This is a genomic window from Planococcus sp. NCCP-2050 (assembly GCF_023708025.1).
Classification (GTDB): Bacteria; Bacillota; Bacilli; order Bacillales_A; family Planococcaceae; genus Planococcus.
This window is the reverse complement of sequence record NZ_BRCX01000001.1, coordinates 146,464-170,613: the sequence shown is the minus strand read 5'-3', so window position 1 is coordinate 170,613 and position 24,150 is coordinate 146,464. Positions and strand designations below refer to the sequence as shown.

General features: G+C 43.5%; 27 protein-coding genes and 1 pseudogene. 17 read left to right on the top strand and 11 right to left on the bottom strand.

The genetic code is table 11. The annotated features are described in order from the left end of the window. Window positions 1-867, bottom strand: coding sequence for an NAD(P)H-hydrate dehydratase (locus NFU07_RS00850; protein WP_251473303.1), 867 nt, complete (start codon window positions 865-867; stop codon window positions 1-3). Between the two features lie 229 nt (window positions 868-1,096). Here NFU07_RS00850 and yfkAB point away from each other — a divergent pair, with 229 nt between their 5' ends. The 3 genes from yfkAB to NFU07_RS00835 all read left to right on the top strand — a co-directional run bounded on the left by yfkAB (window position 1,097) and on the right by NFU07_RS00835 (window position 3,504). Beyond that, window positions 1,097-2,218, top strand: a complete 1,122-nt coding sequence (gene yfkAB, locus NFU07_RS00845) for a radical SAM/CxCxxxxC motif protein YfkAB (protein ID WP_251473296.1) — start codon at window positions 1,097-1,099, stop codon at window positions 2,216-2,218. 130 nt (window positions 2,219-2,348) lie between these two features. Next, window positions 2,349-3,275 (top strand): MBL fold metallo-hydrolase, encoded by a 927-nt coding sequence (locus NFU07_RS00840; protein WP_251473292.1) that lies wholly within the window; start codon window positions 2,349-2,351, stop codon window positions 3,273-3,275. Between the two features lie 67 nt (window positions 3,276-3,342). After that, window positions 3,343-3,504 carry a hypothetical protein gene (locus NFU07_RS00835; protein WP_251473290.1) on the top strand — a complete coding sequence of 54 codons (162 nt, stop codon included), beginning with the start codon at window positions 3,343-3,345 and terminating at the stop codon, window positions 3,502-3,504. Window positions 3,505-3,705: 201 nt separating this feature from the next. Here NFU07_RS00835 and ptsP read toward each other — a convergent pair whose 3' ends face one another. Together ptsP and NFU07_RS00825 are read right to left on the bottom strand one after the other, a co-directional pair. Beyond that, window positions 3,706-5,421, bottom strand: a complete 1,716-nt coding sequence (ptsP, locus tag NFU07_RS00830; protein ID WP_235199169.1) for a phosphoenolpyruvate--protein phosphotransferase — start codon at window positions 5,419-5,421, stop codon at window positions 3,706-3,708. Next, the gene (locus NFU07_RS00825; RefSeq protein ID WP_235199168.1) at window positions 5,418-5,687 is read right to left on the bottom strand and encodes a phosphocarrier protein HPr; all 270 of its coding nucleotides are present in this window, start codon (window positions 5,685-5,687) and stop codon (window positions 5,418-5,420) included. The genes ptsP and NFU07_RS00825 overlap by 4 nt, the downstream gene beginning before the upstream one ends. Window positions 5,688-5,864: 177 nt before the next feature. Here NFU07_RS00825 and NFU07_RS00820 point away from each other — a divergent pair, with 177 nt between their 5' ends. The 3 genes from NFU07_RS00820 to NFU07_RS00810 are packed head-to-tail and all read left to right on the top strand — an operon-like array spanning window position 5,865 to window position 9,456. Continuing rightward, a complete protein-coding gene (locus tag NFU07_RS00820; RefSeq protein WP_251473289.1) occupies window positions 5,865-6,617 on the top strand; it encodes a DeoR/GlpR family DNA-binding transcription regulator in 753 nt (250 codons plus the stop codon). Then, the gene (gene pfkB, locus NFU07_RS00815) at window positions 6,614-7,546 is read left to right on the top strand and encodes a 1-phosphofructokinase (RefSeq protein WP_251473280.1); all 933 of its coding nucleotides are present in this window, start codon (window positions 6,614-6,616) and stop codon (window positions 7,544-7,546) included. Before NFU07_RS00820 ends, pfkB begins: the two co-directional genes overlap by 4 nt. Next, complete coding sequence (locus tag NFU07_RS00810) at window positions 7,543-9,456, top strand: PTS fructose transporter subunit IIABC (protein WP_251473277.1); 1,914 nt, start codon at window positions 7,543-7,545, stop codon at window positions 9,454-9,456. The genes pfkB and NFU07_RS00810 overlap by 4 nt, the downstream gene beginning before the upstream one ends. Before the next feature lie 47 nt (window positions 9,457-9,503). On the opposite strand, the gene NFU07_RS00805 is transcribed toward NFU07_RS00810, so the two are convergent. After that, entirely contained in the window at window positions 9,504-9,656 is a 153-nt protein-coding gene (locus NFU07_RS00805; protein ID WP_251473275.1) for a hypothetical protein, read from the bottom strand. 236 nt (window positions 9,657-9,892) lie between these two features. Between NFU07_RS00805 and NFU07_RS00800 the strand changes: the two genes are divergently transcribed. After that, complete coding sequence (locus NFU07_RS00800; RefSeq protein WP_251473273.1) at window positions 9,893-11,119, top strand: AI-2E family transporter; 1,227 nt, start codon at window positions 9,893-9,895, stop codon at window positions 11,117-11,119. 23 nt (window positions 11,120-11,142) lie between these two features. On the opposite strand, the gene NFU07_RS00795 is transcribed toward NFU07_RS00800, so the two are convergent. Beyond that, a complete protein-coding gene (locus NFU07_RS00795; protein WP_251473272.1) occupies window positions 11,143-11,346 on the bottom strand; it encodes a hypothetical protein in 204 nt (67 codons plus the stop codon). Between the two features lie 145 nt (window positions 11,347-11,491). Here NFU07_RS00795 and NFU07_RS00790 point away from each other — a divergent pair, with 145 nt between their 5' ends. The 9 genes from NFU07_RS00790 (at window position 11,492) to NFU07_RS00750 (ending at window position 19,561) form a co-directional block, all read left to right on the top strand. Continuing rightward, complete coding sequence (locus NFU07_RS00790) at window positions 11,492-12,214, top strand: 3-ketoacyl-ACP reductase (RefSeq protein WP_251473270.1); 723 nt, start codon at window positions 11,492-11,494, stop codon at window positions 12,212-12,214. 131 nt (window positions 12,215-12,345) lie between these two features. Next, entirely contained in the window at window positions 12,346-12,798 is a 453-nt protein-coding gene (locus NFU07_RS00785; protein ID WP_251473268.1) for an SRPBCC family protein, read from the top strand. 430 nt (window positions 12,799-13,228) lie between these two features. Next, window positions 13,229-13,618, top strand: coding sequence for a type II toxin-antitoxin system HicB family antitoxin (locus NFU07_RS00780; protein WP_251473265.1), 390 nt, complete (start codon window positions 13,229-13,231; stop codon window positions 13,616-13,618). Between the two features lie 315 nt (window positions 13,619-13,933). Next, window positions 13,934-14,446 (top strand): AAA family ATPase, encoded by a 513-nt coding sequence (locus NFU07_RS00775; RefSeq protein ID WP_251473262.1) that lies wholly within the window; start codon window positions 13,934-13,936, stop codon window positions 14,444-14,446. Window positions 14,447-14,603: 157 nt separating this feature from the next. Continuing rightward, a complete protein-coding gene (locus NFU07_RS00770) occupies window positions 14,604-15,257 on the top strand; it encodes a Yip1 family protein (RefSeq protein WP_251473259.1) in 654 nt (217 codons plus the stop codon). Between the two features lie 50 nt (window positions 15,258-15,307). Beyond that, window positions 15,308-15,940, top strand: a complete 633-nt coding sequence (locus NFU07_RS00765) for a YIP1 family protein (RefSeq protein WP_251473257.1) — start codon at window positions 15,308-15,310, stop codon at window positions 15,938-15,940. A 165-nt stretch (window positions 15,941-16,105) separates the two neighbouring features. Next, the gene (locus NFU07_RS00760) at window positions 16,106-16,927 is read left to right on the top strand and encodes an MBL fold metallo-hydrolase (RefSeq protein ID WP_251473245.1); all 822 of its coding nucleotides are present in this window, start codon (window positions 16,106-16,108) and stop codon (window positions 16,925-16,927) included. Beyond that, entirely contained in the window at window positions 16,924-17,436 is a 513-nt protein-coding gene (locus NFU07_RS00755; protein ID WP_251473243.1) for a GNAT family N-acetyltransferase, read from the top strand. The genes NFU07_RS00760 and NFU07_RS00755 overlap by 4 nt, the downstream gene beginning before the upstream one ends. Before the next feature lie 118 nt (window positions 17,437-17,554). Next, entirely contained in the window at window positions 17,555-19,561 is a 2,007-nt protein-coding gene (locus NFU07_RS00750; RefSeq protein WP_251473241.1) for an ABC1 kinase family protein, read from the top strand. A gap of 48 nt (window positions 19,562-19,609) precedes the next feature. On the opposite strand, the gene NFU07_RS00745 is transcribed toward NFU07_RS00750, so the two are convergent. Further along, entirely contained in the window at window positions 19,610-19,798 is a 189-nt protein-coding gene (locus tag NFU07_RS00745; protein ID WP_251473239.1) for a hypothetical protein, read from the bottom strand. A gap of 189 nt (window positions 19,799-19,987) precedes the next feature. Here NFU07_RS00745 and NFU07_RS00740 point away from each other — a divergent pair, with 189 nt between their 5' ends. Next, window positions 19,988-20,833, top strand: coding sequence for an LAGLIDADG family homing endonuclease (locus NFU07_RS00740; protein WP_251473233.1), 846 nt, complete (start codon window positions 19,988-19,990; stop codon window positions 20,831-20,833). Window positions 20,834-21,172: 339 nt separating this feature from the next. Here the strand turns inward: NFU07_RS00740 and NFU07_RS00735 are convergent, their stop codons facing one another. From NFU07_RS00735 to NFU07_RS00715, 5 genes and pseudogenes are all read right to left on the bottom strand, one after another. Beyond that, complete coding sequence (locus NFU07_RS00735) at window positions 21,173-21,562, bottom strand: VOC family protein (protein ID WP_251473231.1); 390 nt, start codon at window positions 21,560-21,562, stop codon at window positions 21,173-21,175. A 119-nt stretch (window positions 21,563-21,681) separates the two neighbouring features. Continuing rightward, window positions 21,682-22,259, bottom strand: a pseudogene (locus tag NFU07_RS17795) (ATP-binding cassette domain-containing protein); the annotation flags it as partial. Between the two features lie 100 nt (window positions 22,260-22,359). After that, a complete protein-coding gene (locus NFU07_RS00725) occupies window positions 22,360-22,518 on the bottom strand; it encodes a hypothetical protein (protein WP_251473217.1) in 159 nt (52 codons plus the stop codon). 115 nt (window positions 22,519-22,633) lie between these two features. Next, window positions 22,634-23,026 carry a hypothetical protein gene (locus NFU07_RS00720; RefSeq protein ID WP_251473210.1) on the bottom strand — a complete coding sequence of 131 codons (393 nt, stop codon included), beginning with the start codon at window positions 23,024-23,026 and terminating at the stop codon, window positions 22,634-22,636. A gap of 571 nt (window positions 23,027-23,597) precedes the next feature. After that, on the bottom strand, window positions 23,598-24,113 hold the full coding sequence (locus tag NFU07_RS00715; protein WP_251473204.1) for a GNAT family N-acetyltransferase: 516 nt from the start codon (window positions 24,111-24,113) through the stop codon (window positions 23,598-23,600). Window positions 24,114-24,150 lie beyond the last annotated feature (37 nt).

Here is a 24,150-nt window from a genome sequence, read left to right as displayed (position 1 = left end):
TTATTCCTCTGATGAAAGGCCCTCCAGGCTTTTCCAAACTTCCGGAAGCATAGAAGAGAGTTCGTGGGTCAATAAGGTATGGGGCGATTTCGTTTTCGTCCAATGTTCTGCGCATGCACCGTGCAAATAAACTGCATTTAATACCGCATGTTTCCAGTTGTCATGGCAGCACAGCATCCCGAGCATCATCCCAGTCAGCGTATCGCCTGTGCCGCCTTTTGAAAGTGCGGAATTGCCGGTCGGATTTGTCCAAGTTTCACCGTCCGGAAAGGCAATCACCGTTTTGGGACCTTTCAGGACGATTGTGGCATCGAGTTCTTTTGCTAAGCGTTTTGCATATTGTGCCTTATCTTTCGCGATGTGTTCTACCGGGATTCCACTGATTCTAGAGAACTCACCGGGATGCGGCGTCAAGATGGTGGGTGCATTTCTTATGGGATATGTCCGTTTTGATAAAGCTCCGGCATCGAGTATGACCGGAACTGTTGACTGGAATAATTTCATTAAGTTCTGTTCTATCTGGCTATCCGGAATTTTACCGGGACCGATGGCGATCGCTTTATATGCATCTAATTTAAAGTTGTTGGTAGAGAGTGTTTCTTCGATATTTCTTATATAGGTGGCTTCAGGCAGAGAAGGGAGGATCATCGGAATTACTTCCGATTCTGTTGCAATTTCGAGTTTCCCTAAACCGCTCCTCATGGCGCCAAGACCTGCGAGAAGCGCAGCACCGGGCATATCACGTGTTCCGGCAATCAATAAACCTGTCCCGAAGCTTCCTTTATGCCCATCTGCACTGCGAGTAGGCAAAGTGGATTTGACTTGCTGTTCGTCCCAAGCTGGAACGGTCTCATAATGAGCTGGCAATATTATTCAACCGCCTTTCGTATTTTAAAGAAATCTTGATGTTAGAATATACCCGTAAACGCCATTCGTTTAACAAAAGAAAGCCATCCACTGTGAAATCCATCTTAAAACGCTCATAGTAAGAATAATTTTTTGAACAGTATCAAAAAACTGACTTTTTGAATAGCCTTGCGCCGATTAACTTCGAAGCTCATAATTAATAGCTGAAGAAAAGTAAGGAGACTTTAGCATGAATACACCACTGCAAATGAAAAAAATAACGCCGGAATTTGATCCTTGGGAAGCGTATATGGACATCGAACAGCACGGCAAATTGACTTTGTCGAGCATTGAATTTACAACGACGTATCTTTGTAATATGCGCTGTGAGCATTGCGCGGTCGGCTATATGCTGCAGCATAAAGACCCGGATGCCTTGCCGATCGATTTGTTGATCGCCCGCCTTGACGAAATCCCGCATTTACGGACCATCAGCATTACAGGCGGCGAACCGATGTTTTCCAAAAAGTCTGTCGAGCAAATCGTTTTGCCGTTGATGAAATATGCACATGATCGCGGCATCCGTACCCAGATGAACTCGAACCTGACGATGCCGCTTGAACGGTATATGCTGATTGCCCCTTATTTGGATGTCTTGCATATCTCCCATAACTGGGGCACGATTGACGATTTTGTGGATGGCGGATTTGCCAATATGGAACGGAAGCCTCCGCGAGAGCGGCGCGCTGAACAATTTCAACGCATGATCGATAACAGCCGGGCTCTCGCAGAAGCAGGCGTCATGGTATCTGCTGAAACGATGCTTAACAAGCGGACTTTGCCGCATCTTGCAAAAATCCACAAGCAAGTGATTGAAGAAATGAAATGCGCACGCCATGAAGTGCATCCGATGTACCCAAGCGATTTTGCGAGCCAACTCGAAGTGCTGTCGCTCGATGATACACGAAAAGCGATCCACGAATTGCTGGATGAGCGCAATGAAGAGGCCTGGATGCTCTTCGGTACGCTTCCGTTTTATCCATGCAGCATGAATGATGAAGACATCAAATTATTGAACCGAATTCGAAGCAGCAAAAATGTCACAGTCCGGAATGACCCGGATGGACGCTCCCGGTTGAACGTCAACGTCTTCACGGGCGAAGTGATTGTTACCGATTTTGGCGACACTCCGCCAATGGGCAATATCCAAAACGACTCGCTTCCTGAGATGCTTGATCGCTGGCTCGAACGTCCGCTGGCCAAAACAATTGCTTGCCATTGCCCTGCTGTCAAATGCTTGGGGCCGAATCTTCTCGTAAAAGACGCTTATTACGCGGATCAGGATTTTTTGAAGAATAAAGCAAGGATTTAAAATAATATGGAAGCAAGAGGGCCGGACCGGTCTTCTTGCTTTTTTTATTTACACCTTATCCATTGGTCATATTTTGGAAGTTTGCTAAAATGGATGAATATTATATTTATTCAACAGGGGGAGAAAAACTATGCCGCAGCAATTAAGGGATCGGGTTTTTATCATTGACGACTATGATTTGAATGTTGAAGAACGGACGGGTACGTATGTCTTAACCGAAGACGAGCTGACCTTGATCGACACGTGTGCCAGTCCATCTGTTCCGTTTATTAAAAAGGGGCTTGAGGAAATGGGATTTTCTTTGGACCAGGTGAAATACATAATTGTCACCCATATCCACCTGGACCATGCCGGAGGAGCAGGTTTATTGCTTCAGGAATGTCCGAACGCGAAAGTGGTCGTCCATCCTAAGGGGGCGCGTCATTTAGCTGATCCGAGCCGGTTGATTGCTGGAGCAAAAATGGTCTACGGCGATAAATTCGAGCAATTATTCGATCCGATTGTACCCATCCCAGAAGAGCGGATGCTTGTTAAAACAGAAGGGGACCATCTGGATATCGGCCCTGGATGCCGATTGGAATTCTGGGACACGCCGGGCCATGCGAAGCATCATTTTTCCATCGTCCATCCGCCGAGCAACGGGATCTTTGCAGGGGATACAGTGGGCATCCGCTATGAACAATTGGCGAAAGACGGCATTGATTTCTTTCTGCCTTCGACTTCACCGAACCAATTTGATCCTCTTGCCATGCAGTCAGCTATCGAACGTTTTCGAAGTGCCGGGTTTGCTGCGATTTATTATGGCCACTTCAGCATGTCTACCATTCCGGAAGAAGCACTGGTTCAAGTGGAACAGTGGCTCAGCATCTTTGTAGATGAGGCAAAATCAGCAATAGCAGAAGGAGGGAGCCCTGCCGAGTTAGCCGATAAATTAATGAAGCAAGTAAAGATCCATTTGGATGCATTGGGCGTCCCGGAAAACCATAAAGTATATGAAATTATCCAATTGGATCTTGAAGTCAGTTCCATGGGTTTGATGGATACACTCAGCAAATAAGGGATTGCTTCGCTCGATTTCGGGTAAACAGTCTGTAAGAGTGAAAAACAATCAAAGGAGTGAGACGATGGAAGATAAAAAAAAGCAAGAAGATAAAGAACAGGAAGAATTTACAGAAATGCCGAATGCGGATCTTCCGGATTTCGAGCCGGAACAAGATGAAGAAAAGCAGCTGGAGCAGTTCAAGAAAACGGCAAATACCGGAAAAGAAGATCATGAAAAAGAATAAGATGCAAAAAATGGGCTGTCCAATAAGTCAAATAAAGACTTATTGGACAGCCCCTTCGTTTCTAATAAAGCGTGTGATTATACTATTGCTCCTGTCTCTGCATCGCTATGCTAGCTTCGAGACATGAAAAAAATTGCATCGCTGCGCTAGCTTCGTCACAAAAGGGGTTGTCCCAAATTACTTTTAGGACAACCCCTTTTCTTATGAAACGATCGATTTTACATACGCTTCGACTTCATCCGAAGTGCCAAGCGCTAAAATGCGTTCTGTGTGGCTAGCCATATCGGCTTTTGATAATTTGCTGATTTGTGCACGCGCTTTAAGGATGGAAGAAGCGCTCATTGAAAATTCATCAAGCCCGAGGCCGAGCAAGATCGGGATGGCAATTTCATCGCCAGCCATTTCTCCGCACATGCCTGTCCATTTTCCTTCTCGATGCGACGCATCAATGACCATTTTGACCAGGCGCAAAATCGCCGGGTTAAATGGCTGGTATAAATAAGAAACTTGTTCGTTCATACGGTCTGCAGCCATCGTGTATTGAATCAAATCGTTCGTACCGATAGAGAAGAAGTCCACTTCTTTGGCAAACACATCGGCCATAACAGCAGTGGACGGAATTTCCACCATAATGCCCACTTCGATGCTGTCGCTCACTTCAATGCCTTCTTCAAGCAATTTCGCTTTTTCTTCAAGCAACAAAGCCTTCGCATTGCGGAATTCTTCCAAAGTCGCAATCATCGGGAACATGATTTTCAAATTGCCGTGGATACTGGCACGAAGCAGCGCACGAAGCTGGGTCCGGAACATATCCGGCATTTCCAGGCATAAGCGGATAGCTCGAAGGCCTAGGAAGGGATTGAGTTCTTTTGGTAAATCCAAATAGGACAGCTCTTTGTCACCGCCGATATCCAAGGTACGGACAACGGTTGGTTTGCCTTCCATTGCTTTAAGAACCGATGCATACGCTTCGTACTGCTGTTCTTCTGTCGGAAATTCTTCTCGTCCCATATAGAGGAACTCTGTCCGGTAAAGGCCGATCGCTTCGCCGCCATTTTCAAGAACACCTGTCGTATCTTTAGGGGTTCCGATATTTGCGCCGATTTCGACTGCTTGGCCGTCAGCCGTAACAGTGGCTTCATTTTTCAATTTTGCCCATTCGGCTTTTTGTTCTTCGTGCTGGGCTTTTTTCACTTGGTACTCGGAAATGGTTGCCGCGTCTGGATTAATGATGACTTTGCCGTCCAACCCGTCGACAATCACAAAGACGCCGTTTTCAATCGTCGCCATCAGTGATTTTGCACCGACGACAGCGGGAATTTCAAGCGTGCGCGCAAGAATTGCGGAATGCGACGTGCGCCCACCGATTTCAGTGACGAAGCCTTGCACAAATTGCGGATTTAATTGAACCGTATCAGAAGGCGTCAAATCCTCCGCAATGATGATCACTTCTTCTGAAATCATGCTTGGGTTTTGAATCGAGACACCAAGGAGGTGGGCGAGGACCCGCTTCGTCACATCACGGATATCGGCAGCCCGTTCCTTCATATACTCATTGTCCATCGCTTCAAACATTTCAACGAAACCGTCCGCTGTTTCTTTCAAAGCTGATTCAGCATTTTGTTTATCATTCGTAATTTTTTCTTTGATCGGTCCAATCAATTCGGGATCGCTGAGTACGAGCAAGTGTGCACCAAAAATTGCAGCTTCTTTGTCGCTAATCTGCTCGCGCGTCCGTTGTTGGATCACTTCAAGTTCGGCTACGGATTTTGCCAGGGCAGCGTCTAATCGCGAAACTTCTTTTTCAGGATTTTCAACCGTCGTTTTTTCCACATTCAGTTTTGGGTTTTCCAATCTGAATGCTTTAGCAAAAGCGATTCCGTTTGAAGCCGCAATTCCAGAAAGGGAAGTGCTCATTGATCAGCAAGCCCTTCAGATTTCATCACGTTTGTAATTTGTTCGATGGCTTCGTTTTCATCTTCGCCATCAGCTGCGATTGTAACGGTTGATCCTGAAGAAACGCCTAAAGACATAACGCCTAAAATTGATTTTAAGTTTACTTTTTTGCCTTTATGCTCCAATGTGATGTCCGATTTGAATTTAGCTAAAGAGCCGACTAAAGCGGATGCTGGACGTGCGTGGATACCTGCTTCATCTGTAATTGTGAATTGTTTTTCTACCATGTAAAATTCCTCCTAAGAAAATGTGATTGAGTTTGCTTGATATCAAATCATTCGTGAGCGATTTTGAAAGGTAAAATAGCTGTTTGAATGTTTTTGACTGCTTATGAATGATTATGATTGATTTTGGAAGGGTTTTCAAGTATTATCTACTTAACCTTAAATAAAGAGGGTGCAAAGATGCTGACGAATGAACGCCACGAATATATTTTGGGCTTGCTTGACCAAAAAGAGACCATCAAAATTCAGGAAATCGTAGATGAAACTGGAGCTTCTGAATCAACCATCCGCCGAGATTTGACGGAACTTGAAAACCGGCAGCTTTTAGTGCGCGTATTCGGCGGTGCCGTTGCGCCGGGCCGCAACCTTTCTGAACCGAGCATCTCCGACAAGTCGACACGGAATCTTGAAGAAAAAATCAAGCTCGCGAAATTTGCTGCATCGTTTGTCCAAGAAGGCGATAGTGTTTTTCTTGATGCCGGTACAACAACGTTTCAAATGATTCCTTTTCTAAAAGACAAAGATGTGGTCGTTGTCACCAACGGGTTAACCTTAGTGGATTCCCTGAACGAACACGGCATTACGACTTATCTGACGGGCGGATTGATGAAATCCCGTACCGGTGCTATGGTCGGCTCCCAGACCATTCAATCTTTGATGAATTACCGCTTTGACCTTTGCTTTCTTGGCGTAAACGGTTTTCATCCCGATTACGGCTATACGACACCGGATCCGGAAGAAGCGGCTGTCAAAAGGCTTGCCAGTTCTTACGCGCGAAAAACCTACATCCTTGCAGACCATACAAAAGCGAATCAAGTCAGCTTCGCTAAAATCATGGATCTGGACGGTGCTGATTTGATTGTGAATGAAATCGATCAGCAGATGATGGAACAACTGGAAAAAAAGACGACAGTAAAGGTGGAGAAACGATGATCTATACATGTACGATTACGCCGTCGGTTGACTACACCACGTATTTACCCTCTTTTGAAAACGGAAAACTGAACCGTACATCAGAGGTATTCTATTATCCCGGAGGCAAAGGAATCAATGTCTCCCGCGTCTTAAAGCGATTGGGAGCTCACAATAAGGCGCTTGGGTTCATAGGTGGATTTACAGGCAATTATATAGAAGATTTCCTTCTGCGTGAAGGTGTTGAGACAGATTTTATTGAAACTGCTGAAATCACCCGCATAAATGTCAAGATAAAAGCGGCAGAAGAAACGGAATTGAATGGCCCGGGACCTGCGCTTAATGCGGACGACTTGGCTCAATTGACTGAAAAAATAAACAACATGAGTGAAGGGGATTGGCTGGTTCTTGCCGGCAGTTTGCCGGATTCGGTTCCAGCATCGTATTACAGCGGCCTCGCTGAACTTTGCAGGAAGCGGAATATCCGTTTTGTTTTGGATACATCGGGGCCTGCTTTAAAAGAGCTGGTGAAGTTTTCGCCTTTTCTGATCAAACCGAACATCCATGAGTTAGGAGAACTATTCGATGCAGACATTGCTACAAAAACGGAAGCTTTGCAATATGCCAAGAAATTAGTGGCCGGTGGAGTTAAGAACGTGATTGTTTCTCTTGGAGGCGAGGGTGCATTATTCGTCAATGAAAAATTGGCATTTGAAGCAAAAGCGCCAGTGGGGAAAGTTGTCAACACCGTGGGATCGGGAGATTCACTCGTTTCTGGATTTATCGCATCGTTTTGCGAAACGGAAAATCCGCTTGAAGCGTTCAAATACGGCGTAGCTAGCGGGAGCGCCACTGCTTTCCGTTCAGATCTTTGCAAAAAAGAAGATGTGGAAGCGTTAATCGGGGAAGTGCACGTGAAAGAAATTAAACATGGGGATGTGAGCGTATGAGAATCACACAATTATTGACTGAACAAACCATCATATTGGATCTTAAGGCTGGCTCGAAACAAGAAGTGCTTGCTGAAATGATCGGCCAATTGGACAAAGCGGGAAAATTAACCGATCCGAAGCTTTTCCAAGCTGATATCCTAGCGCGGGAAGAACAAAGCACAACTGGAATCGGCGACGGCATTGCGATTCCGCATGCTAAATCGAAAGCGGTGAAATCGCCGGCGATTGCATTCGGACGTTCACTAGAAGGACTGGATTATCAATCACTCGATGGCCAGCCCGCTCATTTGTTCTTCATGATCGCTGCTACAGAAGGTGCAAACGACGATCATTTGGAAGCGCTGTCTCGCCTTGCAACATTTCTGATGGACAGCAAGTTCCGTGATCGAATGCTTGCCGCAACAACCAAGCAAGAAGTGCTCCAAGCGGTCACTGACAAAGAAGCGGAAGTGGACGGGGCAGACGGAGAAACTGAAGCGAGCACACCTGCAGCTTCAGGCAAGAAAATTCTAGCGGTCACCGCTTGTCCGACAGGCATTGCCCACACGTATATGGCCGGCGAGAAATTGAATGAACGCGCGAAAGAGCGCGGCATCCAATTGAAAGTGGAAACGAATGGCTCGAGCGGCGTAAAAAACCGTTTGACGGATGCAGAAATCGCAGAAGCGGATGCCATCATAGTGGCGGCTGATACGAAAGTGGAAATGGCCCGTTTTGCCGGTAAACCGGTGATCCAAACGAAAGTTGGGAAAGCGATCTATGAAACGGACGATCTGCTCGACCGTGCAATTGGCGGAGACGCACCGGAATACAAACACGACCGGACAAAAGAAGACGCAAATGACGGCGACGCTAAAGGCGGCTTTTATAAGCATTTGATGAACGGCGTTTCAAATATGCTGCCATTTGTCGTAGGCGGCGGGATCTTGATTGCGATTTCTTTCTTCTGGGGCATCAATGCATCAGACCCAACGAGCCCGGATTACAATGAATTTGCTGCGATGTTGAACACAATCGGCGGCGGCAATGCCTTCTTCTTGATGGTGCCTGTGCTTGCTGGATTTATCGCGATGAGCATCGCCGAGCGGCCCGGGTTTGCGCCGGGGATGATCGGCGGTTTGATTGCCATTACTGTCACGGGTGTGGAAGAAGCAAGCGGCGGTTCCGGTTTCCTTGGCGGCTTGATCGCTGGATTCCTGGCAGGTTATGTGACGCTTCTCGTTAAAAAAGCATTCTCGGTGTTGCCTGATGCACTCGAAGGGCTTAAACCGGTCTTGTTCTTCCCGGTATTCAGTATTGCCATTACCGGCATCATCATGATGCTTGTGAACCCGCAGCTGACAAAAGTCTATACAGCGATTTCATCATTCCTGGAAAGCCTGGGCGGAACGAATTTGGTGTTGGTCGGCTTGCTCCTCGGCGGGATGATGGCGATCGATATGGGCGGCCCTGTCAACAAAGCAGCTTATACATTCGGCATTGCGATGCTGGATGCGCAGAATTTCAATTTCATGGCAACAGTCATGGCGGCCGGCATGGTGCCGCCGCTTGGCATGGCGATTGCTACGACGCTTTTCAAAAATAAATTCACGAAGCCGGAACGGGAAGCTGGGAAAACAGCTTACGTTCTCGGTGCTTGCTTTATCACAGAGGGCGTTATTCCTTTTGCGGCAGCTGACCCGGCCCGCGTCATTCCGGCGTGTGTTGCAGGTGCAGCCGCTACGGGCGCTTTAGTAATGCTGTTTGATATTGGACTGCGTGCACCGCACGGGGGCGTGTTCGTTATGGGTCTCGTTGACGGCGGCATAACAAAAGTGTTGTTCTATGCACTCGCAATTATTGCAGGTGCTGTCATTACGGCAATCGTTGCAGGGCTATTAAAGAAAAAAGTGGCTGCAGCAGTATAATTAAAAAACCGGCTGGATCTGTTGAGATCCAGCCGGTTTTTTTGCCCTTATTTAGAAAACTTGTTTTTCAACTCTTTTCCTTCTTGTTGGGCTTTGTCTTTACCTTGTTCTTTGTATTCGTCTTTGTGTTCGTCATAATGGTCTTTGCCTTTTTCCGTTGATTGGTCTTTTGCATCTTTAAATTTATCATCCAACGCCATTTTCCTCATCCTTTCTCTATTTTTTATTTGTTTCTGTTATTCCCTTTAGTCAATCAAAAAAAACATTATTATGATAAAAATATGCAATTAATCCGTAGGACCTAAACCCCTAAAACGCTTAAGATTTACTCAGTCGGGTATTTTATCCTTATAGAAGCTATTTAAAAATTGAACAATGCTTTCCCCTATACATAGAGGCGTCAAGCGGTCCTCAAATTTACGAAGGGGGCTTCGTTATGGAAGAGCAAAAGGATAAACAGATGTTAAAGCTCGCTGCCAGCTGGTTTATGAAATGGGTGTTGAACAATAAAGCCGTATCGATTTTGTTCATCCTGCTATTGGTGCTCCTGATTCTCTTGTTGTTGCCGAAAGTCAGCTTTGTATTTCGGCCTTTTGCTGCTTTTTTTGATGTCATGGGGCTGCCGATTGTCATGGCAGGCGTTTTGTATTATCTTTTGAATCCTTTGATCGATTGGATGGAAACAAAAAAGATCCACCGGGCAGGAGGCATCGCGCTCGTCTTTCTCATTATTTTGGGGTTACTGGTATGGGGCGTTGCTACACTGATTCCGATTCTTCGGGAACAGACTTTGAGCCTGATTGACAACTGGCAGGATTATTTGAATCGTTTCATCTCTCAAGTAAATGGATTTTTCCAAAGCGATGTACTCGCTGAGCTGCAAAAGCAGCTTACCGGAGAGGAAGACGGCATATCCGATTCTATCAGCGGGCAGGCGGATGATGTGGTGGATACGACAGTCACGGGGATCGGCAGTGTGGTCGGCGTCCTTTCCACTACAGTGCTTGCGGTAATTACGACGCCGTTCATCTTGTTTTACTTGCTGAAAGACGGGCATCATTTGCCGTACTACCTTATGCCGTTCGTTCCGTCCAAAATGCGGATAAAATCGTATGAATTGCTGAGAGAAATGAATCTCCAAATCAGCCAATATATCCGAGGCCAATTGGTTGTCGCTTTTTTCGTCGGCTTGATGTTCTGGGTCGGCTTCAGCGTAATTGGCCTTGAATACGCGTTGATTCTCGGCATCATGGCGGGGGCATTGAACTTGATTCCTTTTCTTGGCTCGTTCATCGCTTTTATTCCTGTTGTTATTATCGCGATCGTGCTTCATCCGCCGCTTATGCTCGTGAAAGTCGCGGCAGTGTTTTTCGTCGAGCAAACCTTGGAAGGCCGGGTCATCCAGCCTTTAATCCTGGGCAATAACTTGAACATCCATCCAGTCACGATCATTGCGGTGTTATTGACTTCAGGGAATCTGTTCGGGATTCCGGGGGTTATCCTTGGAATTCCAGCCTATGCCGTTATTAAAGTGGTGTTCATTCATTTATTCCTTTGGTATAAGGCGTATACCGGCCTTTACGACGATGATTTCAATCCGGCACCGCAGCCGATCTTTTCCGAAAAAAAGCAAAAGCGCCAATTGAAACTTAAACGCAAATAAAAAATGAAGCCATTGAAATGGCTTCATTTTTTGGATTTTGTTGGAGTTGTTGTTTCTTTAGTGTCTTTATCGCGTTTCCAAAGGTAGAAGGAAAAAGCAAAAAAGAAAAGTGCGGTATTAAAGAAAAAGACCAAGTCGTTCAATGCGCCGTCAAGGAACACGATATTCAGCATGGTTAAAAGATGCATTAAGCCGAGCGTTAAGAGTAAAACGGTTGAAGTTTTCATAGAGCCATCCTTATCTGTCTGTCTTTCCTCTATTGTACCTCAAAAGTGGAATTCAGTCAGATAAGAAAAGCCGTATGGAATTTTTGCGTTTTAATTGAAATTCATTCAAACTGAAACTATTAATAAATGAAAAGGTGGAGATCGAATGGCACAATCGTTGACTGGAAAAACAGCATTTATTACAGGAGCGGGTAAAGGAATCGGACGAGCGGCTGCCCTTGCACTTGCGAAAGAAGGCGTGAACCTCGGTTTGATCGCCCGCACCGAAAGCGATTTGCAAAAAGTCGTGAAAGAAGCTGAAAAAGAAGGCGTCCGTGCAGCTTTTGCGGTGGCCGATGTATCCTCGCTTGAAGAAGTCGAAGCGGCGATTTCGGCATTAACGGAAGCGCTTGGTTCGGCAGACATCCTGATCAATAATGCAGGCATCGGCAAATTCGGAACGGTTCTTGAAACTTCGCCGGAAGACTGGAAACAAGTCATCGATGTGAATTTGACGGGCATGTTTTATGTGACGCGTACCGTCCTTCCACAACTCGTTGAAAAAAATGGCGGAGACGTCATCAATATTTCTTCCATGTCCGGACTGAAAGGCGATCCGGGGTCGAGTGCTTACAGTGCTTCGAAATTCGGTGTGCTCGGGTTTACCCAATCCTTGTCGCAGGAAGTCCGCAAGCATAATATCCGCGTTTTCGCTTTGACGCCGAGCCGGGTTATTACGGAATTCGCCGGTTCGACGGAAGAACCGGAAAACAGCCAAGAAAAGTTCATGCAGCCGGAAGACATCGCGGAATATATCGTGGCACAGCTGAAATTGCACCCGCGTATTTTCATTCCAACGTCTAGCCAATGGGCGACGAATCCGTTTTAAGAGGCGGCGGACAGTATTTGGGCTGGAACCGACAGTAAATCGCCGGCTAAGGACAGTATTTCCAGCCTGACGGATCGTATTTTAACCCGATAGGCAAGTAAATCCTTCATTTGGAAAAAGGAGCAATCACCGTGGTCAAGTGGAAAGAAGAAATCATCATCGATGCACCGATTGAACAGGTCTGGCAATTATTCATGGACCGCAACATCAAAAGAATCATGCCGAAAGTGGAAGAGCATCTGTTGCTTGAAAAAGAAGACGATACACTCGGCGCGAAGCATTCACAAAGCTATTATGCAGGCAGCCAGCTCGAAAGCTATCTCGTGGAAACGACCGCTTTTGAAGACACGCCTGAGCGCAAGCATAAAGCGGTAAAGTTTCTTATGAGCGGCATGTTCGAAGTGGAATACCGATATACGCTCGAAAAAATGGGCGAAAATCAGACGAAGTTCCAATACGAAGGTTCCAATAAAGGCACGAATATGACCGGCAAAGCCATGCTGCTTGCAGGATCAAAGCGAAAACGCGAGGAAACAGTTCATGCATTCATGGAACGGGTTAAAACAGAAGCAACGAAAGCTTAACAAATACCACTAGCGAAGTTTTAGTATTTCTCGTATTCTAAAAAGGCTTTCAAATCTATACAAGGCTTATTACAATAAAGGAAAAAATCCTATAAGAAGACTTCAGGCTTTATGTTAAACGTTATTTCGTGCAGTCTGGCATAAGCATGAATGTGGCTTTAGCGTGAAGTAGTTAAATAACAATATAAGCTCTAAAAAGACGCCCTCCCAGGCGTCTTTTATTATAAGTTTTAAATATACGTATAATAATATATGTAAAAAGACAGTTCTGAAACAATTATAAAAAGACGAGAAACCAAAGGCTGCTACTTATTAAAGCATGGTTGGAATCATGCTGTATGTGCAAATAGAAAAAAGATATGCCTAGTTCTAGACACAAAGAAATAAACGAATAGTTAGCGAAAGCACTATATAGATGGGGGTTTTTAAAATGAGAACGGCTTATAAGATTATTTTGACTAAGGTTGAAGCGGGTTACTTTGTGCGTGTGCCAGATTTTGACTGTAATACTCAGGGCAAGGATATAGCTGACGCAATTTTTATGGCCAGAGACCTGATAGGCTTAATGGGGATTACTATGGAGGATTTGGGGAAGAAAATTCCTGAGCCTGATACAGCCGCTTATGAGTTAGGGGCTGGAGAGATAGAGTCATATGTGGATGTAGACTTTATTGAATATCGGAAAAGAAACGATAATAAAAAGGTGAAGAAAACCTTATCTATTCCATCCTGGTTAAATGAACAGGCTGAGTCTGAACACATAAACTTTTCTAGATTGCTAGAAGAGGCTTTACTGGAGAAACTTCGAAGTAAACAGTGAATAATAAGGACGAAGGGGGCAGGCAGCTAAAAAAATTCGCTTGCCAACCGATCCGCCAAGCTGCATAAAAATTGCAAATAAACTTCATCGTGATAGAAAAACGTGGGAAGAATTGGAACATAGCGGTTTAATTTATACACTAACCGAAAAAGGGTGTTTCATAAAAAGTATCGTATACTAACCATCAGCCAAAGAGTAATTTTCTTTGGCTGATGTATTTTTTTGTCCAATTTCCGCGAACTAGCTTTTTCCCTTAAACGCTTCTGTATAATAAATGAAAGTGAAGTCCAAGTCTGCATAAAGGCGTGAAAATTATTGAAAATCTACATAACAGGTTCGGTAGGGAGCGGTAAAACAACATTGGCAAAACGTTTGGCGGCTGAACTGGGTCTGCTCCATTTCGAGACGGATAATTTCGTTTGGAAACGTGCACCGGGCGGAGATATTCGGAACTCAGAAAAGCAAAGGAATGCTCATTTAGCGGAAGCATTGATGCAGCCGGACTGGATCGTTGAAGGGGTCCACATTGATTGGACGGACGCTGCGATCGATCAGGCAGATTGGATTATCTTTTTGGATCTCCCATTAAAAGAACGGAAGAGGCGCATTATCAAACGCTTTTTTAAACAAATAGCGGGAGTAGAGAGCGCTAATTATGAACCGAAATTCAAGATGCTGCAAAAGATGTTTACCTGGAACCGCTACTATGAAGATAAGATGAAGCCCGTATTTTTAAAGAAATTTCAAGCCTATCCTGAAAAGGCCATTATTTCTAAATCATCTGAAGCAGCATCAAGGATTTTATTCGAAAAAATAAAATCTAGCTGATTGCTTTTCAAGAGTACATGTAAAATATTACATAAGGTATATAAATAAAATAAAAAAACGCAATCAAGAACATTAAAAGTAAAAGATTTCTAATTCATTTGAAACCGATGTGGCTTTGCCACGTATATAAACTATACATAATAGAGGGGGAAGTCTTATGAATGAACAACATGAAACGACTTACAACAACAAACTCAATCCATTTTTTTCTGTGTGGTTGAATACACGCAACACGGTGCGGTATGTAATTGAAGAAAAATCGATGGTCTATGTTTTTCTGCTCATTTTGCTTACGGGAGTCACCAGTACTTTTGTCAGCATGTACCAAGGGACAGATGATATCGGGGTTCCTATCGGGATCTTAATCGTAGGAAGCGCAATTATTTCGCCGATTGCTGTCGCGATCGGGATCGCCATTATGTCGGGCATCTATTTGCTCGTCGGAAAACTGTTTAAAGGGACAGGGACTTATATCGAACTATTCAAAGCGGTTGCCACTTCCATGATTCCGCAAATCTGGCTGCTGCCACTATTCATCATTTTGATGATTGTTTCACCTGATTTATTTTTCGCAGGCAGTGAACCAGCTTCAAATGGAGCGATTTTCTTTATGGCGATTTTCGCCGTGATTTTAGCGGTTGTGACGGTTTGGGGGATTGTGATCCAAAGTAAGGCAATTGGGGAAGCGCACCGTATGTCCAGTTGGAAAGGGTTCTTCACCTTATTGATCCCGTCGGTCATTATCGGATTGGTCGTTTTCGTTTTCATATTCATCATCCTATTCCTGATCATTGGGGCATCAACAATCTAAGAGACTTCGGTCTCTTTTTTTATTAAATGAATACGGAAGGAGTGCAGGGAATGGACAAACTTGAGAAAAAGCGGCACCTCAATCCATTTACATCCATCTGGCTGAATACCCGCGAGGCGATTCGCTGGGTCCTGGCGACTAAAACATGGCCTTATTTTTTCGTTCTGCTTTATTTGGCAGGCATTAGCCTCGGATTTATCAGCTTGTCTCAATCCGCCATGCTTGAACTGCCATTGGAGGCGGCGCTGTTATTTGCTTTTGTTATTGCTCCAGTTCTGCTTTTAATCGCATCCGCTTTTATGTCTGTCCTTTATCTATGGTTCGGGAAGATAATGAAAGGTTCAGCTACTTATATAGCCATTTTTAAAGCGGTGATTACCGGATTGATTCCACAGATTTGGCTGCTTCCGCTCATTTTGCTTTTCTTAATCATTGCCCCCGAAATTTTCCTATCGCAAACGCCGAAGGAGGATCCGTTTAATGTCTTTTTGTACGCAGCCTATTTTGTAATTTTAATGGCTACGAGTCTTTGGAGCATTGTAATCCAGAGCAAAGCGATAGCAGAAGCCCACCGGATGTCATCTTGGAAAGGATTTTTGGCTTTTCTCGTACCAAGCGCCGTAATGTGGGTGATCATGACTTACGTAATTATTATGCTTGTTTTTGCGTTAGCCGGTTTTTAAAGGAGACTTCGGTCTCTTTTTTTTTGCTAAAATTAATCAGTTGTAGGTTCCTACATAAGGAAAATAATATAAAAAACAAAAACGTAATAAAAAAATTCTTCGGGAAGATGACAGAAAATAAAGCGATGCGTATGATGAAAGAAACGCATTTCAAGGGGGAATACGATGTTAAGCAGCTACGTTAAAGAAGGGGTCTTTTGTGCAGAAGGAACTATAGAGAAATACGGAAGAAAAGTATTTGTCTATTTAGTCGATGGCATGCTGATTGATTCAGGTCCTGAGGTCCTCTTAACCGAACTCAAACCCTTTTTTGAAGAACATGATTTTGATCAAGTGATTTTTACCCATAACCATGAAGACCACACTGGGAATGCTGCATTTCTTGCAGAGAATTTTCAAATCCCGCTATTGATGCATGAAAAGGGGATCTCGCTTTGCTTGGCAGACGGGGAGTACCCGCTTTACCGTCAGTTGATTTGGGGACAAAGAAAAGCGTTCACAGCAAAACCGATTCCAGAAGTGATCTATTCAAAAAACTTGGAATGGAAAGTCATTTATACACCAGGGCATGCTGGCGACCATGTATCGTTTCTAAACGAAGAAACTGGGCGTCTGTTTAGCGGGGATCTATACGTTTCGCCCCATACAAAAGTGACGATGGCAACAGAATCAGTTAAACAGATGATGGATTCTCTTGAAACTTTATTGGCCTACCGCTTTACGCATTTATATTGCAGCCACGCCGGCTATTTTCCAAACGGCAAAGAAGTCCTTCAACAGAAACTGGAGAAACTCCGTGAAATGAGCGAGAAAATTTTAAAACTGGATGCTGAGGGCTTATCCGTCGAAGATATCAATGAAGCCTTGTTTCCGGGGAATTACCCAATTGTATTGTATTCTGAAAGAGAATGGGATACACTCCATACCATTCGCTCCGTCATCAAAGAGCTAAAACCGCTTTCGTTAAAGGGGAATCATAACACATGAAGTTTTTAGCAGAATCAGAACGCTTAGGACTTGTCGTCATGGATAAACAGCATATCGAAGGAGCTAAGCATTTTTGGGGCGATCCGGACGTTATGGCAGAATCCGGCGGGGCATCCAAACCGGAAAATCTCCCAGTGATCATCGATGCTTACCGAAAATGCTATGAAACGACAGGAATCACGGTTTTTGGCGTGATTGAAAAGCATTCTGGACAGTTGATCGGGGCATCGGGTTTTAATGGGACAGCCAATGACAAGAAAATCGAATTGATCTATCATTTTGCCGCTGCTTTTTGGGGGAAGGGCTATGCGACTGAAGCTGGTGCCCTTGCTTTGAAACTTGCTCAAAAACAGACCGGCATCCATTTGGTTTACGCATCTGCTGACCCTAAAAACCAAGGTTCACTGAAAGTGCTTGAAAAGCTTAGTTTTCAATACATAGACCACCGCTGGTTTGACGATACCCAGCAAGAAGAGCCGTATTACGAATTGGTCCTTCACCAAAACTGACCCTTCTTAGTGAAGGGTTTTTTTATTCCATCCGAACATGCCAGAATAATTTTGCTATACTGACAATAATGGAATATCGAAAAAGAGCCGTCATTCCGAATTGGAAGGAGGAGTTGCTTTGATCTATGCTATTTTGCTTGCCGAAATCTTACTGATCACCGTCTTCATTTATTTTGTCAGCGGGCGATTGATGGGAGCCAAAGTCAATTTCACAAAACGCGTACTTTCGGTCACGATTGGTGTGGCGCTGACGACATTTGTCTATTGGTATTCCTATTTGCGCTATACCGATTTCATGAACGAAAGCGTTGTGGAAAATGCGGCCAATGTCAGCACAATCATCTGGATCGGCAGTATATTATTGATTTCCATGCTCCTGTATTTGCTTTTTGAATTATTCGATCCCATCGAACTCGGTTCTAGAGGTGAACGGATTACGGGGCGCAAGTTTATCTTGAGGCGCATCCAACACCGCTGGAGAAGGCAGAAACGCTTGAGCCAAGTGGTGGAAATTGCCGTTCGGAACGGAATATCTCGCGCCTTGAAGTACGCGCGGCACCGTGAAAATGACCGGGAACTGGCAATCGCTTTTCGGGACACACTGGAGCAGAGCGGGGGGATATTCATCAAGTTTGGGCAAGTGCTTTCAACCCGGACTGAACTTTTCCCGCAGGTGTTCGTAGAAGAGCTTGGAACACTCCAGCAAAACGTTAAACCGCTCACGACCATCCAAGTCCAGACGATTCTTCAAAACTCTTTAAGCCATAAAATGGAGGATGTTTTCGCCTCCTTTGACATGGAGCCGCTTGCTGCCGCATCAATTGGCCAAGTCCATAGAGCCGTCTTAAAGAAAAATAATCAGCCTGTAGTCGTGAAATTGCTTCGGCCGGACATTAAACGCATCATGCGTGACGACTTGAACATCCTTGTTGAATTTGCAGAATGGGTCACGAGTAAATCCAAATGGGCGGAAAATCTCGGGTTTAAAGAGCTGGCCATCGGATTTGCAGCGGGTTTGCGAGAAGAAATCAATTTTGATATTGAAGCCCGCAATACGGTGCAAATTTCCAACGCCTTAAAAAACAGCCCTTACAAAGTCAAGATTCCCCATATCTACACCGAATACAGTAACAGCCAGCTTATTGTCATGGAACAAGTGATGGGCATGAACTTAGCAAAAGGACAGGAACTTTTCGACCGGTTTGATATTGATTCAAAAGAGTTTGCCCGAACTATCCTATTTTCGTTCTTTGAACAAATGCTATTTTCCGGAATTTTTCATGCAGATCCGCATCCCGGCAATATTTTTATCAACGAAAAAGACGGCTCTCCGATATTGCTTGATTTCGGGGCGGTGGGGCGCCTCGCGTCTTCTCAGCAGGAAGGTCTTAACCTTTTCATCTTAGGCGTCCAGCAAGGGGATTCCAGTGTCATATACGATGCGATTACCTTGCTCGTTGAAGACAACCAGCACATCGACCGCCACCGGTTCGAACAAGCCATTGGCCAATTGCTGCTGCGGATTTCGTATGTGGACCGGATTCCGACAACCGAACTCATTCATTCGCTATTTGACGTCGTAAGGGATTTCGGTTTGTCATTTTATCCGTCGGTGGGTATCGCTTTGCGGTCTTTGATTACACTTGACGGCACCTTGCATTTAATCGATCCGACATTTGATATGTTCACAGAAGCGAAGACTTTCGCGAAGAAATACAAGACTTCTTTCCTCAAAAAGCCGTTTACGGAACCGAAAGCAACGAAAGAAAAAGTCGAAAGCGAAATGGCTGTCTTGATTCCGGAGCTGCTAAAACTGCCGAAGCGCGTCGACCGTTTAGTGGAACGGATAGAAAGCGGCAAAATCATTTTGCACCACGATGTGTTTTCCGATAAGAAAAACGCCAATTTCGTCATTCAATTATTCTCGCGTTTTGTGCTCCTCATGACGGGAATTACGTTCGGATTGGTTTCTGCCGCTTTACTGGCCATTGCCCAGTTCATTGAGACTGCTTATGCCGTCTATTTGAATACCGCAGCTTATACAGGCTTGTTTTTATGCGTAATCTTGCTGGTGCGGTTATCCGTGCAGGCAATACGGGACATGAAACGCAGCAACGACGATTAATCGATAAAAAAACGCCCCTAAACTGGATTCAGTTTAGGGGCGTTTTGCTTAATTGGATTTCCGTTCGGCAATTCGTTTTACTAAAGCATCGGATTTGGTTACATGAACCGGTTGAATGAGATTGCCTTTAATGCTTGGTTTATCAACAGTGCGGCTGCGCGACCGAATGGACGTCAAGCGTTTTTCGGCACGTTCTTTAACCGATTTCTGCTTCAGTGGAGTATTTGCGCTTACCATCTAACATCACTCCTTTTTTTCATCATAAGGCATCGTATTAATACGGTCAATAACATCACCCCCTGGTACTAATCGACCAATAAACTAGACGAAATTTATATATTTAATTGAATTTTCAGTAAAATTAAATTAAAATAATATATACTATTGTGTTTTTAACCGACTAATTCAGTGGAGGTTTTATGATATATGGAAAAGAATCAAACTACTCGAAAGAAATGTACTGTTAGCAAAGAAAAAATAGTTGATATGTATAACTTAGGAAATTCAACATTAGAAATTGCTAGCTTAGCAAACGTTTCAGATCGATATATAAGGACTGTTCTTAAAGAAAAGAATGTTATAATGCGGCCGAATGGCAGTTGGAAAAGAAAATTTCACGTTAATGAGGCTTTTTTTCGCACATGGTCATCAAGTATGGCTTATATTTTAGGTTTCTTCTTTGCAGATGGATGTATTATTAGGAATCAACAATCAATAAGCTTTGCTCAAAAAGAAAAGTATATTCTAGAAATAATTAAAGAAAGCTTAGATTCTAATCATCCAATCATTCAAAATAAGGAAACAAAAGTTTATATATTAAATATTCACAGTAAATTTATGAAGAATGACTTAATCTCGATTCATGGATTGGCTCCTAACAAATCTAAAGATATTAAGTTTCCAGAAGTGCCAGAAACTTATCTTTCACATTTCATTAGGGGGTTTTTCGATGGAGACGGCTATGTTAACTATAAGAGTTACTTTGTAAGTTTTGTAGGAGGTTCATTTAGTTTTATGGATTCACTAAAACTAAATTTAGAAACGGTAGGTTTTGAAACGAACTTTACCGAGCATGAAAATTGTTTTCGAGTTTATATCAGCGGAAGAAAAAGTATAAGTCAATTTGCAGAATGGTTATATAAGGATTCAAGTATTCACTTAGAAAGAAAGTATAAAGAATTTCAAAAAGAAAAATTGCATAGTAATTTACTTCAAAATAAGATCAAGACACATAAAAACGCATTAGAGAAGAGAAGAAGAGATAATATATGAGTCTAAAAACTTTTTTATTTTTAGTAGACATAATATAAATTATCGGAAGTAGTGTTTCATTAATAAAGTATACTTAATACAGTGAGACGAATTCGATTTTTACCTGTATTTTCATGATTTTTGGCGTTTTAGCTGTTTTGCATTCAGTAAGTTCATTTTGCACATGGTGACGTTTATTTTGATATCATTTATTAATTTAACGAAAAGAATTCGATTATAAATAATCTCCAATGAAATTCGCAATGCCAAAAAATCCTCAATCCATCATTCATTTGTTCAACTTTAATCAGCTGATGATGTACTGAGGATTTTCATCGCTCTTCAAAATTACTTTAATCCTTACATAATCAATAAATTCCACCGGTGTCCATCCAGATCGCTGAATCCGGATCCATACATGCCGTTTCGTTCTCCAGGCTCCGCAAAAACCTTTCCGCCTTCATGTTTTGCCTTTTCGGTCATTTCACGGACTTCTTGCTGCGAGTTCACGGATATGGACAATAAAACTTCGGTGCCTTGCTGCGTATCTGCTACCGGACTTTCTGTAAATGACTGGAATGTCTTTTCCGGAAACAGCATAACCATCACTTGATGGTCGCCGACGACTAGTCCCGCCATGTCTTCGCTATCAGCAAAGCGCTCATTCATCGTAAAACCGAGCGTTTTAAAGAATTCTCGCGACTTCTTCAAGTCTTTCACTGAAAGATTGATCCAAAATTCATTGGCCATTTTAACCGCTCCTTTTTCCAATTTAATTAAAGTGATATTCCACCTTTTTTTCACCTTAAAAGGTCTAACCCCCGTAAAAAAGGATAATTTATTGCTTTCTTAGCATTTTTTCGCCGTATTTACAGAGGCTGCACGTTTAAGAAATTTCCAGTAAATGAAGCTGGATTTGCTGCCATTTGCTCCGGTGTTCCGGTTGCGACAACTTCGCCACCTGCTTCACTTCCCTCTGGTTCCATATCAATGACCCAATCGGATTCTTGGATCATTTCCGTCTTGTGTTCGACAATGATCACCGTATGGCCGGCGTCGACGAGTTTATTAACCAACAGCAGCAATTGCTTGACGTCATTTGGATGGAGCCCGGACGACGGTTCATCCAAAATATAAAGCGTCGGGCCTTTTACCGGCTTAGTCAGCTCTTTAGCCAGCTTTAGGCGCTGCTTCTCGCCTCCTGAATTGCCGCTCTTTCGCCTCTAGAAGATTGGCATATAAATTCCGGAGCACCGTATATACGTCCGTATAAGTCGCGATATTGGACCGTTGCATGCGGCTCAGTGCCGCCTGGTCGACCGTCATGTGCTGGATAGAGTCCATGTCCGTAATCTTAGCCCGCTTTTGGATGATTTTCCTCTGCGCTAGCGGCCAGAAGATCGAATAGCAAAGTCGATTTGCCGGAACCGATTGCTTCTTGTATCGATTCGATCCATTTTGCCGCACATTTGCTTGAAAAGACTGGCGAAAAAGCCCCGAACCTTTACGGCCGGGGCTTTGCTTAAACGTCTAGATAGCCGGTGTATTTACTGGGCTACGTCAATGCTTGAAAATGCAGTTTCTTTTTCAGATTTCCGCTTTTCTTCTTTGTATTTTTTGTATCCTTCAAGATGATTCAAGTAAAGCTCCAAGTAGTTGATTGCGTTATCTTCCATCTCGTTTGTTTCTCTTTGAATAATCGTCATTTTCATTTCCCCCTTATAGTGGTCAGTGATAGTCTTGTGCACATACTGAATTTCCGTGGCTGAGGCTAAAATGGACGGATTTATTAAACAAAAATCTGGAATCCCGGTAGGAAGTTCAACTAGCCGCTTGGCCGGTCAATTGCTTGAGTGCCTGTGACAGCCGCTTTGCAAAGTCTTCAGGCGGCTCAGTGGTCGTTAACTGAATGCAAGTCAAGCCGTGAGCCGTCGTCTGTACTTGCGAAAAATTCGTCGGAAACGGAATCGGATGCCGCCAAAGCGCCGTACTGAACGCTGAAATTTCATCAGCCAGCAAATAAACGCTCGCTTGGTTGGCTGCTTCCCCGCTTTTAGCCAGTGGAGCGATTTCAAGTGAACAAAAGAGCCTTTCTGTGCCCTGAAGAATCCGCTTTGTTTGAAACCGGTAATGCCCCTCCAGAAACTCCCCATCTGCTCCCATCCATAAACCGATTTTTTTTACCATTGCTTCTTCAAATGAGATGCATACCATACCAATCCTTCCTTCCTGAAAGCTTGCGCAAATTATCATTCATTCTGAAAAATTTATAATAGAAATTCCTTCACCGAAATGACGACAAATTCAGAAAACTTTAATTAGTAAAAAAATATAATCCTTTGCACTATATCTTTTAGCATATATTTGACTGGTTCCTTCTTTCTTTTTTCTTTATTTCGTTACCAACAGACTATAATATCCTATATCTTTTGTAAATACTTAATTTTACGGTATTTTTCTATTCCTTTCCGTTTCACTAAAAAATGTTATTTTTTGATAGCTTTATGAATTATTAGATAATTCAAACTATTTTAAGATATAGTTCATTATTCTTTGGCCTGTATCGTTTTATAAATTTGGGGTAAATTCTCATTTCAAAAATGAGATTCATCGACGGTAAAAAATAGGGTTTCTCTTGGGTAAATTTAATACAAGATCTTAAGTAAAGGAAAAATAACTCATTTCCCACTTTTAAGGTTTTTGGAAAATAAAAGGAAAACGCTATACTCGGAAAGCAAAAAAAATAAAACTTTTTTTAAATTTTTTTTTGCTTTCGCCTGTTATTTTACTCTTCGTTTATGCATTTTATCGATTTCCATCCGTAAACAGCTTCTTCATATCGTTCTCCCCCAATCGTTTCAACTTCGGTATGGATTTGGACTGCACCCAAACTTTCATAAAAATAGCGTGATCTGTTTTTAGCCAGAACCAAAACAAGCATTGAATTGTATCCTTTCTTCAATAAGCTGTGTGCAACTCGTTTCACCAATGCTTTTCCGATGCCTTGCCCTTGAACTTCTTCCAGCAAGTAAATCGCATACAACTCCCCGTCAAAGTCTGGATAAGCACCGCTGCGTTCTTTTCCGCCAGCTGCAAAGCCGACAATCGTCCCTTCTTCGTTTTCTGCGACAAAAACTTCCTGATCCATGATTTGCCTGCTCCAACGATTTTCCCTTTCGCTATAAGACATGCTGTCCAAAAAACGCTGATGGACAATCTCTTTATACGTGGTCCGCCAACTATCAACATGCACTCTCGCCATGCCTTTTGCGTCACCTGATTCCGCTCTTCTGATCTGCATCGGTATCTTCCTTTCCTATTCGAGTTTCTTCTATATG